Genomic DNA, 12,272 nt, shown 5'->3' with positions numbered 1-12,272 from the left:
CCTTAATGTTCAGGGCCACGCCGCTCACCGGGCGGCCCTGATAGTTTAGTAACCGCGTTCTACATCAACGCGGCCTTCCGGCATCTGATTGTTTTCACACTGCGTAATCGCCCCTGCGATATAGTCCATAGCTTCCTCGGGTAAGGTTACAGCCGCATTATGTGGGGTGATGGCGATGTCAGGATGCGACCAGAAAGGATGATCGACGGGCAGCGGCTCCACGTTGAAGACGTCCAGCGCGGCGGCTTTCACTTCTCCCGCCGCCAGTGCAGCCAGCAGATCGTCGTCAACCACGTGCGGACCGCGGGCCAGGTTGATCAGGAACGCGCCGGGCTTCAGCTGGTTTAACAGTGAGCGATTGATAATGCCGACGGTCTGCGGCGTATTCGGCAGCAGGTTAATCAGCACCTGGGTGCCGGAAAGAAACTCGCTCAGCTGTTCCTGGCCGTGGAAGCTGGTGACGCCCTCGATATGCTTTGGCGATCGGCTCCAGCAGCGCACCGGGAAGCCCCAGGCCAGCAGGCTTTGCGCTACGCTGCCGCCCAGCACGCCCGCGCCCAGCAGGCCGATTGAGAAAGATTCACGCGGGATGTTTTCCAGATGAGTCCAGCGGGCCTCACGCTTCAGCTGCTGATATTCGTTAAAGCGACGGAACCAGCCCAGCACGTGATAAACCGCATATTCCTGCATCTGGCGGCCCATGCCGGTATCTTCAAGGCGGAACAGCGGGATCCCGGGTGCCAGCATCTCAGGATGCTTCTTCAACTGACCGAGAATATCATCCACCCCGGCCCCCAGCGCGAACACCCCTTTCAGCTGGCGCCCCTGCAGCATGGCGACGGGCGGCTCACGCACCAGCGCATAATCGGCGGGAAGGTCGTCGCCGGGCTGCCACAGACGAATTCGCGCACCCGGCAAACGGCGCTGAAGACCGTTGATCCAGGTTTCGGCATTAAAAGAGGGATGGTAATAGATGATATCCACGTTTTTTCTCCTGTTTTTCTTTAAGGCTCGGGGAAAACAGCACAGCTGGCAAGAAAAAAATGGTGATGAATGCGTAATTTCAGGCGGCTTTAGCCCCTCTCCTGCCGGTTTTATCGGCAAAGTGATTTAAAACTGATTAAACGCACGCAAAAGCGTTGAAAGTCAGTTGACCGCAGCCTGGCTTTTCCCTACATTAGCGCCCGTCGACAACGCAGTTGCGGCAACAATATGGTGAGGTGTCCGAGTGGCTGAAGGAGCACGCCTGGAAAGTGTGTATACGGCAACGTATCGAGGGTTCGAACCCCTCTCTCACCACCATATTTAAAGAGAAAGCCTGAGCGAAAGTTCAGGCTTTTTTTATGCATATTTTCCGGAGAGAGGGGCGAGAAGCCTCGACAGGGTTCGACAAAACGGCAGGACTGACGTTTTGCACAGCCGCAGGCTGCCCGCAGGGCGAGGCACAGGGAAGTGCCTCGTGATCCCCCTCTCTCACCACCATATTTAAAGAGAAAGCCTGAGCGAAAGTTCAGGCTTTTTTTATGCATATTTTCCGGAGAGAGGGGCGAGAAGCCTCGACAGGGTTCGACAAAACGGCAGGACTGACGTTTTGCACAGCCGCAGGCTGCCCGCAGGGCGAGGCACAGGGAAGTGCCTCGTGATCCCCCTCTCTCACCACCATATTTAAAGAGAAAGCCTGAGCGAAAGTTCAGGCTTTTTTTTATGCATATTTTCCGGAGAGAGGGGTGAGAAGCCTCGACAGGGTTCGACAAAACGGCAGGACTGACGTTTTGCACAGCCCGTCAGCTTTGCACGCACATCAGCGTCGGCGAATAAACTCCCTGCAGCACATACGCATTCCCCAACTCTTTTATCTTAATGTAGCGGCCATGATCGGGATCGGGGCTGATCAGCACTTTGCTCATCATGTCATCCCCCGCGCTGTCCGCCTTCCGTCTGGACATGGTGATATCGGTAAGGTGATAAATGCCGTCTTTCTGGCGCTGGTAGCTGAAGCCATACGAGCGTTCAACGTGATAAGTCACGGTATTCGATGTCACCATGCCGGAGACATTAAAATAGCCTTTATCATCATCGCCCATCAGCAAATAGGAGTTTAAGCCAGCAGTAAAGTTGAAGGCATCTGAGTCCACAATCAGGTAGCCTGAGCAGTCGAAACCCTCCTTCTTAGCCGGATAAAATAAGACGTAGCCCAGCCCGATTATGGCTACCACCACCGCAGTGGACAGTATATAAAGTAACTTCCGCTGAAATTTAGCGTGTGATTTCATAGTCAGCTCTGTAATAATTTTCGCACGATGAGAATTTTGTACGTTTGTCGTCAACATAATTGCAGCGGGATATAAAGATTCGACCTTTTTTATCGGCCAACACCGGAGCAGACACCTGAATAAAATAGGTACTGTGGCCGGAACACAGTATACCTTTTGTAGCAATTACATTTCTCAATACGGCGAGGGACTTCTCTGACTCATGCGGATTAAAACTTCTCACCGGGCAATTATCGATGTTACCCAGAGGCCAGGTCGTTTCTTCCTGCCGACCGCGATCGCCGATCGTATAAAAAGCAACAATTCCCGCTACCAGAATAATGAGTACGATCGAAAGCAGCGCGATTTTCCCGCCCGATGAAGTGGGTTGCGCTGTAATTGATGCTTCAGAGCTGTTGCTCTCATTGCCCCGCGCGATAACAGGAGCTAATACAATGGGATCGCTGTCCGGCTCAACAACCGGCATAATATCGGATGTGCCCGGCTGTTCGCTGTCCTCAACCTGCTCCACAAGAACTGAGTTAGCAATCATAAAGCCCAGTTTGGGCACGGTGACGATGATTTCATCCGTACAGCCGAGGTTGCGGAAGACCGCTCTCAGATCTGAGATATATTTATAAAGGCTGTTACTGGATGTCGACAGTCCATAGGCATCCCATACCTTTTCCAGCAGCTCGTCTTTCGATACCACCTGTCCTTTGTGCTGCAGAAGATAAATCAGCAGTCTGCCGGTTGTGGCGGTCAAAATGACCCGGTTATCGTCATCTGTCCATACTCGCCCGTCATCATTTCTGAAAAAAATCGACTCCTGAATCCTGAAGATCATGCCCCTGCCTTTGATTTTTTTAAGTGCCGGATCTGTAAAGTAAAAGTACACCATAAGCACGCAGTCATTATGACTAAAAAAACTTATAATTTTCCTTACCGGCAGGATAAAAACCCAAATAAGTACATATAGTGGTTACAAATAACCATTTTTAATTTTCGATGATAATCTTTACCCCATCGAAACGAGATGCACGCAGCAGCCATAAGTGACACAGATTAAAGCGAGTGCCTGCAGACGTGAATCCTTAAACAGTATGAATTGATGAGGAACACAAACAACGAGTCACAGGCACAGCGCCGAACAACATGCTGAACACCGATTTCTACCTCGGATAAATGAAAAACAGGAAGATAAAGAAAAACATATAGGCAGCGAACGGAAATATCGTAGTGTTAGAAAAATCTTACACAACATTATCTAATAAGTTTTCCGTATCAAAAAGTGATTAACATAAAACGCTGGCAACATCGGCGTGGGAAACGTTAAAAAAAAGTGTTGAGTAGAGGAATACTACCTAAGAAAATTCCAATATCGATAACATGCCTATTATTATCAAGGCATATGATAATCACGACCTATCAATAATGGAGTGAATTATCCTTAAAGTGCCATCTTAATTGAAATTAAATTTCAATTTTTTAATAAATAGCAAGACTTATAACCACATTTAGCTTATTTAGCGGTCAAAGAGACTGCTTTTGACCTGGTGAGGTAGCTGAAGAATTTTAAGCTGGTAGATTATTGCGGAGTTATTGATATGTCGGGCACACAGGGAATAAGGGTCGATATCATGGAATTGAATTCAGGAATAAAATCGTCAAGGAATGTTTTATCGCACGACCAATATTTTATCCTTGGTCTTATGGAATTGCTCGGCACGGATTTCCTTGAAGCCTTTTATCAGGTTGTCGATCTGGATTTTAATGACATAAACGAATGTAGGGATCTGCCTGCATCCAGAAAAAAAACGGTGGCATTCGCTTCCAGCGATCTGGCCTATTACAACTCCGAACTTTATGAAGAAGTTGCCGTTTTAGATAAAACAAGCAGCCTGAAAGAAATTATTTCTTTTTTTGCAAGAGAAGATACACCCGGAAATTACCATATTAAGTTTAACTTAACGCATCGTGAAAAGCAGATGCTCAACCTGTTAAGAAAGGGAGAAAGCAATAAGGATATCGCGTTGAAACTCGGCATCACGCTAAAAACGATTTACTCACACCGGCGTAATCTGATGATGAAACTGGGATGTGAAAACAGAATTATGTTCCATAAATTATTTTTAAAAAACCGGCTGATTACCTCCGCGTAATAGCCTCATCCCTATGATAAAGGAAATATATCATGAAAAAATTAGCGATTGTTATTCTGTCTGCCCTGTCACTGACCTCTACTGCTGCCCTGGCAGCAACCACAACGGTTAACGGCGGTACAGTCCACTTTAAAGGTGAAGTGGTTAACGCAGCCTGCGCCGTTGATGCAGGCTCAATGGACCAGACCGTGATGTTAGGCCAGGTTCGCTCGGCAAAACTCGCCGCGACCGGTGAAACCAGCTCGGCGGTAGGTTTCAACATTCAGCTGAACGACTGTGACACCACCGTTGCCACTAAGGCAGCCGTTGCTTTCTCCGGCACCACCATTGACAGCGCCAACCCGGATGTTCTGGCACTGCAAAGCTCCGCAGCAGGTAGCGCAACCAACGTCGGTGTGCAGATCCTCGACAGGGCTGGCACGCCGCTGAAAATGGACGGCACTGACTTCGGCAGCGCAACCGTTCTGAACGACGGCACTAACGTGATTCCATTCCAGGCTCGCTACTTCGCAACGGCTGCAGCGACTGCCGGTACTGCCAACGCAGACGCCACCTTTAAAGTTCAGTACGAGTAACACACTCGACACGCAGGGAAGCGACTCGGGCCAGGACGGCCCGCTATCCGCAACGGGATGGGGATGACAATGATGCAAAGGATGAAATCGGGTCTGTTGATGTTGCTGTTACCGCCGCTGGCGCTGGCGGGAAATCAGTGGCACGTCACCTTGCCCGGCGGAAATATGCGTTTTCAAGGAATCGTTATTGCCGAATCCTGCCGCGTTGAAGCGGGCGACCGACAGATGACAGTCAGGATGGGACAAATCAGCAGCAACCGGTTTCATGCCGCAGGAGAAGATGCCAATCCGGTCCCCTTCGACATTCAACTTCAGGAATGCAGTACGGCAGTCAGTCAACGCGTCGGCGTGACCTTTCACGGCGTGGCCGATGGCAAAAATCCCGACGTGCTCTCCGTTGGCGAAGGTCCGGGGATCGCCACGGGAATAGGCGTTGCCCTGTTTGACAAAGACGACCAGCTTATTAGTCCGAACGCCCCACCGGGTTCATGGACGCGAATTTATACCGGACTGAACACACTTCATTTCGTCGCAAAATATCGGGCAACGGGTAATCAGGTCACCGGCGGTATCGCCAATGCACAGGCCTGGTTCTCACTGACCTACCAGTAATTCATCAGCATAGATACCGACAACAGAGCAAACGGTGAATGCTTAAGGAACAACTATGAAAAAGACATTTAACTTCACTCGCGGCCTGTTGGCTGGATTATTTATGGTCGCCACAGCGGGCCTTATCCCACAGGCGGAAGCCGGTGTTGCACTGGGTGCGACCCGGGTTATCTACCCCGCAGGGCAAAAACAGGTTCAGCTGGCGGTAACGAATAACGACGACAGCAGCACCTTTCTTATCCAGTCGTGGGTTGAGAATAATGACGGGGTGAAGGATGGCCGTTTTGTTATTACACCTCCGCTGTTTGCGATGCAGGGTAAAAAAGAGAACACCCTGCGCATCGTGGATGCCACCAACAATCAGCTGCCGCAGGATCGTGAAAGCCTGTTCTGGATGAACGTGAAGGCGATCCCCTCCATGGAAAAATCAAAGCTCAGCGAAAATACGCTTCAACTGGCGATTATCAGCCGCATCAAGCTCTACTATCGCCCAGCCAACCTTGCACTGCCGCCTGAGCAGGCCGCTGAAAAAATTAAGTTTCGCCGCAGCGCGGGCAGCCTGACGTTGATTAATCCAACGCCTTACTACCAGACCGTGACCGAAATTAATGCCGGTACCCGAATTCTGGAAAATGCACTGGTTCCGCCAATGGGGGAAGTCAGCATCAAACTTCCTGCGGATGCAGGCAGCGATATCTCGTATCGCACCATCAATGATTACGGTGCCTTAACCCCGCGCATGAAAGGCGCAATGCAGTAACTCGATGGGGAGAAGCTCTCTCCCCTTCCCCACTGAATAAAAAGAACTGACTGCCGGGCGATTCGGACCGGAGGGACTATGCCACATCTGAAATATGGACTCGACCGTTTGGCTTTCCGGCGCGCACTGAGCAACGAACCACGATCTACCCTAAAGTTTGCGCGGCTCCCCGTCGCACTGTTTCTGGCCTCACAGACATTTTCCACACAGGCTGAAATTTACTTTAACCCGCGTTTTCTGTCAGACGACCCTGCCGCTGTCGCGGACCTGTCAGGCTTTGAGAAAGGCCAGGAAGTACCGGCCGGTACTTATCGTGTCGATATCTACCTGAACGACGGCTATATGACCACCCACGACGTCAGCTTTAACCCGGGTGAAGACGGTAATGGTTTGGTTCCCTGCCTGACGCGGGGCCAGCTTGGCGATATGGGTGTGAATACCTCATCCATTGCTGGAATGGATTTGCTGGGAAATGATGCCTGCGTGACACTCGCGCAGATGATCCCCGATGCCACCACCCGCTTCGACGTTGGCCAACAGCGTTTGCATCTGACCATTCCTCAGGCCTTTATGGGCGGGCATGCGAGGGGATATATTCCACCTGAATTGTGGGACAACGGCATTAATGCTGGCCTGCTGAATTATAACTTCACCGGCAATAGCGTTCATAACAGGGTCGGCGGCAGCAGTAATTATGCCTGGCTGAACCTGCAAAGCGGATTGAACATCGGTGCCTGGCGCCTGCGGGATAACACCACCTGGAGCTACAGCAGCAGCGGCAGTTCCAGCAGCAATGAAAACAAATGGCAGCATGTGAATACCTGGCTGGAGCGCGATATCACGTCATGGCGTTCCCGCCTGACGCTGGGTGACAGCTACAGTAACAGCGATGTCTTTGACGGCATCAACTTTCGCGGCCTGCAGCTGGCTTCCGACGACAATATGTTACCGGACAGCCAGAGAGGCTTTGCTCCGTCTGTTCACGGGATTGCACGCGGTACGGCACAGGTTTCGATCAAGCAAAACGGTTATGAGATCTATCACAGCACCGTTCCGCCGGGCCCTTTCACCATCAACGATCTCTACGCGGCGGGAAGCGGAGGCGATCTGCAGGTAACAATAAAAGAAGCCGACGGCAGCAGTCAGGTTTTCAGCGTGCCTTACTCTTCTGTGCCGATTCTTCAGCGTGAAGGCCGCACACGTTACTCGTTCACGGCGGGAGAATATCGCAGCGGCGGTGGCCAGCAGGAGAAACCCAATTTTGTCCAGGGCACCCTGCTCCACGGGCTGGCATCCGGGTTTACGATCTACGGCGGTGCCCTGCTGGCTGAACGCTATCGCGCGTTTAACGTCGGCGTGGGTAAAAACATGGGTGAATTCGGCGCGCTGTCGCTCGACGTGACGCAGGCTAACGCCACGCTGCCCGATGACAGTGACCATCAGGGGCAGTCGATACGTTTTCTGTATAACAAATCGCTCAGCGAAGTGGGCACCAATTTCCAGTTAGTCGGCTATCGCTACTCAACGCGCGGCTTTTTTAGCTTTGCCGATACCACTTACAACCGGATGAGCGGTTACAACGTGGAGACGCAGGACGGCATCGTTGAGATGAAACCGGTCTTCACTGATTACTACAACCTCGCTTACAGCAAGCGCGGCAAAGTTCAGGCCAGCATCACCCAGCAGTTGGGTCGCACGGCCACCGCCTATCTGAGCGGCAGCCATCAAACCTACTGGGGCACCGGCGGAGCCGATGAGCAGCTGCAGGTTGGCGTGAATACCGCCGTGGATGATATTAACTGGACGATGAGTTACAGCCTGACGAAAAATGCCTGGCAGCAGGGGCGCGACCAGATGGTGGCGCTTAACGTATCAATTCCATTCAGTCACTGGATGCGTTCCGACAGCAAATCCGTCTGGAGCCATGCCAGCGCCAGCTACAGCATGTCGAACGATCTCAACGGACGGACGACCAGCCTCGCCGGGCTTTACGGTACCATGCTGGAAGACAATAACCTGAGCTACAGCATGCAGACTGGCTACGTTGGTGGTGGCAATGGCAGTAGCGGCAGCAACGGCTATGCGGCGCTGAACTATCGCGGCGGCCACGCGAATGCCAACGTCGGCTACAGCCGCAGCGAAAACATTAACCAGCTCTATTACGGCATGAGCGGCGGCGTACTGGCGCATGCCAACGGTATCACGCTGAGCCAACCGATGAACGATACGGTGGTGCTGATTAAGGCACCGGGTGCGGGCAATGTGAAAGTAGAAAACCAGACCGGCGTGCGGACCGACGGTCGCGGCTACGCGGTACTGCCGTATGCCACTGATTATCGCGAAAACCGCATTGCGCTGAATACCAACAGCCTCGCGGACAATATCGAACTGAATGATGCCGTTGCCAGCGTGGTTCCCACTCACGGTGCCGTTGTTCGCGCAGAATTTAAGGCCCAGGTGGGTATGAAGCTACTGATGACGCTGACCTACAAAGGCAGGCCGGTCCCGTTTGGTGCCATCGCCACGTCGAATGACGGTCAGAATAGCAGCATCGTCGCCGACGGTGGCCAGGTGTATCTCAGCGGCATGCCGTCTGCAGGCAAGGTACGGGTGAAATGGGGCGACGGGCCGGATGCAGGCTGTGAAGCCGACTACCGCCTGCCGAAAGAAGACCAGAATCAGGCATTAAGCCAGCTGTCAGCGGTGTGCCGCTAAGGAAGCCATGATGAAAAAATCACTTTATCTGCTGAGTACCGTGATGCTACTGGCCTCTTACGGGGCCGCGGCGGCAGACAGCAGCATCACCATCAGCGGCTACGTCCGTGATAACGCCTGCACCGTGGCGGGGGAATCAAAAGACTTTACCGTCGACCTGATGAACAACGCATCGCGGCAGTTCCATGCGGTCGGGGCGACCACGCCGCCGGTGCCGTTTCGTATCCTGCTGTCACCCTGTGGCAGTTCGGTAACGGCGGTTAAAGTCGGTTTTACCGGCGTGGCGGATAACGACAATACCGCCCTGTTGAAGCTTGATGGCGGTGCCGCCACGGCCGCAGGAATGGGGATTCAGATCCTTAACGCCCAGCAGACCATGCTGCCGCTCAATGCTGACTCATCCAGCATCCCATGGACCACACTGACCCCGGGCCAGGCCAACACCCTGAATTTTTATGCCCGGCTGATGACCACCCGCATTCCGGTTACCGCCGGGCACGTGAACGCCACCGCAACATTTACTCTTGAATTTCTGTAGGGGGAAACTGACATGAAATTGACCCGGAACGGATGTCTGCTGGCGCTGATGCTGTCAGTTGCCTCCCCCACATTACAGGCTGTCGATGTGACGATCACCGTTAACGGCAAAGTCGTGGCGTTGCCCTGCGTGGTCACCACTAAAAATGCCGCCGTTGATCTGGGCGATCTCTATACCTTCAGTCTGGCCTCAGCCGGTGCGGCATCGGCCTGGCACGACGCCACGCTGAATCTCAGCAACTGCCCTGCCGGTACCTCACGCGTGACGGCCAGTTTTAGCGGCACGTCCGATGCCACCGGCTATTACAAAAATCAGGGCACGGCCGGAAATATCCAGCTTGAGCTGCAGGATGATGCAGGCACCCTCCTGAACACCGGCACGAAGAAATCCGTGCAGGTGGACGGGACGACGCAGTCTGCCCTCTTCCCCTTGAAAGTCAGGGCGCGGACGGTCAACGGCGGTGCCACCCAGGGCACTATCCAGGCGGTGATTAACGTCACCTATACCTACGCCTGAATCAGGAGAAACAACAATGAAAAAAATCGTTACCCTGCTGACCGCGCTGCTGCTAATGAGCTGGTCTGCCAACGTGCTGGCGTTTGCCTGCAGAACCGCGTCGGGTGTGACAATTCCGATCGGTGGCGGCAGTGCCAACGTCTATGTAAACCTCGCCCCGGCGGTCAGCGTAGGGCAAAACCTTGTGGTCGACCTGTCGACGCAGATTTTTTGCCATAACGATTACCCGGAAACGATGGTCGACTATGTGACCCTGCAGCGCGGTTCGGCTTACGGCGGCGTATTGTCGAGCTTTTCCGGTACTGTGCGCTACAACGGCTACAGCTATCCGTTCCCCACCACCGCCGAAACGGCACCGGTGAGCTATACCTCAAAAACCGACAAACCCTGGCCAGCCGTCCTGTACCTGACGCCGGTCACCACCGCCGGTGGCGTCGCGATCAAATCCGGATCGTTAATTGCCGTGTTGATCCTGCATCAGACCAATAACCGGGACAGCGACTCCTTCCAGTTTGTCTGGAATATCTACGCCAATAATGACGTTGTGGTACCCACAGGCGGCTGCGATGTGTCCTCGCGTAATGTCACCGTCTCGCTGCCGAATTATCCCGCGTCTGCCGCCGTTCCGCTGACCGTCAGATGCGTGCAAAACCAGCAGATTAGTTATTACCTTTCGGGCACCACGGAAGATGCTGGGAACTCTATTTTCACCAACAGCGCCTCTACCCTGCCGGCACAGGGAATTGGCGTACAGATGACTCGCAATGGCACCATTGTCCCGGCTAACCAGGCGGTTTCGATGGGCACCGTTGGCCCCGCGTCGGCCAATCTGGGGTTAACCGCCAACTATGCCCGCACCAGCGGCGAGCTGACGGCGGGCAACGTGCAGTCGATTATTGGCGTCACCTTCACTTATCAGTGACGCTCACCGTTAAATCGCGCCAGCTAAACTACCGTGCGGCGGCGCGAGACACTCTCCCAACCGGCCACCACGACCATCACCACCGTAGTCAGTCCATTGACCATTAAGCGATCGGTCGCAAACGATATCGGGATCAGCACGCCAAGCGCGGCCAGGCCGCCGATATGCGACAGCGGGAACTGCCGGTACACCAGAAACTTATAAATGGCGTTCGCCAGCAGGTAGGCCGCCGGGCCCAGCAGCAGCACCGCCGCATCGGCAGAGGTGATATGACCATCGGGATGCACGATCACCAGCTCGTTGGCCACCGCGCAGACGATAATCGCCCCCACCAGCACCACGTGAACATAGTGAAAGCGCGCGCCCATCTGCCCGGGGTTTTCGGCCTGCTGGATCGCGTGGCTGCCCGCCTTGCTGCTGGTATCGAAGTACACCCACCACATCGCCAGACTGCCGACAAACGCCACCAGCGAAGCAATAACAATCGGCATGCTCCATGCTTCCAGCTCGCTCAGCGTGGCCCCGGTGATCAAAATAGTTTCCCCCAGCGCCACAATCACAAACAGCTGGCAGCGCTCCGCCAGGTGATGGCCGTCTATGGTCCATTCACGGCTGCTGTCCGAGCGCCCCAGCCCGGGCAGCGGGAAGCCCAGCATCGGCGAAAAATAAATGCAGCAGACGCCAATCGCCCACAGCACCATCCGTTCTGTTCCCTCAAAGAAGCAGCCGAGGATCCAGAACACGGCGGAGATGCACATCCAGCCCAGAATGCGCTGAAAATTACGCAGCAGCAGATGCCCCTTCGGCAGCAGCCACAGCGTGACCGCGCTGCGCCCCACCTGGAGCGCCACATAGCACAGGGCGAACATCCAGCCGCGCTCGCCAAACGCCTGCGGCATCGCCGAGGAAGCAAACAGGCCGAGCAGCATCAGCACGAACAACAGCAGTCGGATCGGGCGGGTTTCCGGATCGAACCAGTTGGTGACCCAGGTGGTGTACTGCCAGCCCAGCCAGACGGCGAACCACAGCAGCAGGGTTTCCAGCGCGCCGACCAGCGTCAGGTGATGAAGGAGATAGTGCGAGAGTTGGGTAACGGCAAAGACGTAGATCAGATCAAACAGCAGTTCGGAAAAGGTGACCGTCGCACCGTGACCATCACGGGTGCGTAGCAGGCTTTGCGGCATAGGAGGATTCCTGAAAGGGAGCGTCGCTTAAATAGT

12 protein-coding genes and 1 tRNA gene are annotated in these 12,272 nt (G+C 53.9%); 9 read left to right on the top strand and 4 right to left on the bottom strand.

Annotated features, from left to right (window positions below; translation table 11 throughout):
* Window positions 1-45: 45 nt before the first annotated feature.
* The gene (ghrA, locus tag EC836_RS00620) at window positions 46-984 is read right to left on the bottom strand and encodes a glyoxylate/hydroxypyruvate reductase GhrA (RefSeq protein ID WP_123329111.1); all 939 of its coding nucleotides are present in this window, start codon (window positions 982-984) and stop codon (window positions 46-48) included.
* A 230-nt stretch (window positions 985-1,214) separates the two neighbouring features.
* On the opposite strand from ghrA, the gene EC836_RS00615 reads away from it, so the two are divergent.
* Window positions 1,215-1,302 (top strand) — tRNA-Ser (locus EC836_RS00615).
* A gap of 482 nt (window positions 1,303-1,784) precedes the next feature.
* Here the strand turns inward: EC836_RS00615 and EC836_RS00610 are convergent.
* Both EC836_RS00610 and EC836_RS00605 read right to left on the bottom strand, forming a co-directional pair.
* Window positions 1,785-2,273, bottom strand: coding sequence for a hypothetical protein (locus EC836_RS00610; RefSeq protein WP_158612761.1), 489 nt, complete (start codon window positions 2,271-2,273; stop codon window positions 1,785-1,787).
* The gene (locus EC836_RS00605) at window positions 2,257-3,153 is read right to left on the bottom strand and encodes a winged helix-turn-helix domain-containing protein (RefSeq protein ID WP_148050347.1); all 897 of its coding nucleotides are present in this window, start codon (window positions 3,151-3,153) and stop codon (window positions 2,257-2,259) included. The genes EC836_RS00610 and EC836_RS00605 overlap by 17 nt, the downstream gene beginning before the upstream one ends.
* A gap of 739 nt (window positions 3,154-3,892) precedes the next feature.
* Here EC836_RS00605 and EC836_RS00600 point away from each other — a divergent pair.
* From EC836_RS00600 to EC836_RS00565, 8 genes are all read left to right on the top strand, one after another.
* Window positions 3,893-4,414, top strand: coding sequence for a LuxR family transcriptional regulator (locus EC836_RS00600; RefSeq protein WP_233599082.1), 522 nt, complete (start codon window positions 3,893-3,895; stop codon window positions 4,412-4,414).
* Window positions 4,415-4,446: 32 nt separating this feature from the next.
* Window positions 4,447-4,989, top strand: a complete 543-nt coding sequence (fimA, locus tag EC836_RS00595; RefSeq protein WP_123329105.1) for a type 1 fimbrial major subunit FimA — start codon at window positions 4,447-4,449, stop codon at window positions 4,987-4,989.
* A 72-nt stretch (window positions 4,990-5,061) separates the two neighbouring features.
* Complete coding sequence (locus EC836_RS00590; protein WP_123330696.1) at window positions 5,062-5,601, top strand: fimbrial protein; 540 nt, start codon at window positions 5,062-5,064, stop codon at window positions 5,599-5,601.
* 55 nt (window positions 5,602-5,656) lie between these two features.
* On the top strand, window positions 5,657-6,361 hold the full coding sequence (locus tag EC836_RS00585) for a fimbria/pilus periplasmic chaperone (protein ID WP_123329103.1): 705 nt from the start codon (window positions 5,657-5,659) through the stop codon (window positions 6,359-6,361).
* Window positions 6,362-6,439: 78 nt separating this feature from the next.
* A complete protein-coding gene (locus EC836_RS00580; protein ID WP_123329101.1) occupies window positions 6,440-9,076 on the top strand; it encodes a fimbrial biogenesis usher protein in 2,637 nt (878 codons plus the stop codon).
* Between the two features lie 7 nt (window positions 9,077-9,083).
* Window positions 9,084-9,614 (top strand): fimbrial protein, encoded by a 531-nt coding sequence (locus EC836_RS00575; RefSeq protein WP_123329099.1) that lies wholly within the window; start codon window positions 9,084-9,086, stop codon window positions 9,612-9,614.
* A 12-nt stretch (window positions 9,615-9,626) separates the two neighbouring features.
* The gene (locus EC836_RS00570) at window positions 9,627-10,130 is read left to right on the top strand and encodes a fimbrial protein (protein WP_123329097.1); all 504 of its coding nucleotides are present in this window, start codon (window positions 9,627-9,629) and stop codon (window positions 10,128-10,130) included.
* A 16-nt stretch (window positions 10,131-10,146) separates the two neighbouring features.
* Window positions 10,147-11,052 carry a fimbrial protein gene (locus EC836_RS00565; RefSeq protein ID WP_123329095.1) on the top strand — a complete coding sequence of 302 codons (906 nt, stop codon included), beginning with the start codon at window positions 10,147-10,149 and terminating at the stop codon, window positions 11,050-11,052.
* Window positions 11,053-11,075: 23 nt separating this feature from the next.
* Here EC836_RS00565 and EC836_RS00560 read toward each other — a convergent pair whose 3' ends face one another.
* The gene (locus tag EC836_RS00560) at window positions 11,076-12,236 is read right to left on the bottom strand and encodes a low temperature requirement protein A (protein WP_123329093.1); all 1,161 of its coding nucleotides are present in this window, start codon (window positions 12,234-12,236) and stop codon (window positions 11,076-11,078) included.
* Window positions 12,237-12,272 lie beyond the last annotated feature (36 nt).

This window comes from Erwinia sp. JUb26 (assembly GCF_003751505.1).
Taxonomy (GTDB): domain Bacteria; phylum Pseudomonadota; class Gammaproteobacteria; order Enterobacterales; family Enterobacteriaceae; genus Erwinia.
This window is presented reverse-complemented; position numbering and strand designations above follow the sequence as displayed.

Excerpts from the sequence above, each read along its gene's own strand:
- EC836_RS00600 (WP_233599082.1), top strand. The coding sequence starts at position 3,893 with ATGGAATTGAATTCAGGAATAAAATCGTCAAGGAATGTTTTATCGCAC.
- EC836_RS00610 (WP_158612761.1), bottom strand. The coding sequence starts at position 2,273 with ATGAAATCACACGCTAAATTTCAGCGGAAGTTACTTTATATACTGTCC.
- EC836_RS00605 (WP_148050347.1), bottom strand. The coding sequence starts at position 3,153 with ATGGTGTACTTTTACTTTACAGATCCGGCACTTAAAAAAATCAAAGGC.
- fimA (WP_123329105.1), top strand. The coding sequence starts at position 4,447 with ATGAAAAAATTAGCGATTGTTATTCTGTCTGCCCTGTCACTGACCTCT.
- EC836_RS00560 (WP_123329093.1), bottom strand. The coding sequence starts at position 12,236 with ATGCCGCAAAGCCTGCTACGCACCCGTGATGGTCACGGTGCGACGGTC.
- EC836_RS00575 (WP_123329099.1), top strand. The coding sequence starts at position 9,084 with ATGATGAAAAAATCACTTTATCTGCTGAGTACCGTGATGCTACTGGCC.
- EC836_RS00570 (WP_123329097.1), top strand. The coding sequence starts at position 9,627 with ATGAAATTGACCCGGAACGGATGTCTGCTGGCGCTGATGCTGTCAGTT.
- EC836_RS00590 (WP_123330696.1), top strand. The coding sequence starts at position 5,062 with ATGCAAAGGATGAAATCGGGTCTGTTGATGTTGCTGTTACCGCCGCTG.
- EC836_RS00580 (WP_123329101.1), top strand. The coding sequence starts at position 6,440 with ATGCCACATCTGAAATATGGACTCGACCGTTTGGCTTTCCGGCGCGCA.
- EC836_RS00585 (WP_123329103.1), top strand. The coding sequence starts at position 5,657 with ATGAAAAAGACATTTAACTTCACTCGCGGCCTGTTGGCTGGATTATTT.
- EC836_RS00565 (WP_123329095.1), top strand. The coding sequence starts at position 10,147 with ATGAAAAAAATCGTTACCCTGCTGACCGCGCTGCTGCTAATGAGCTGG.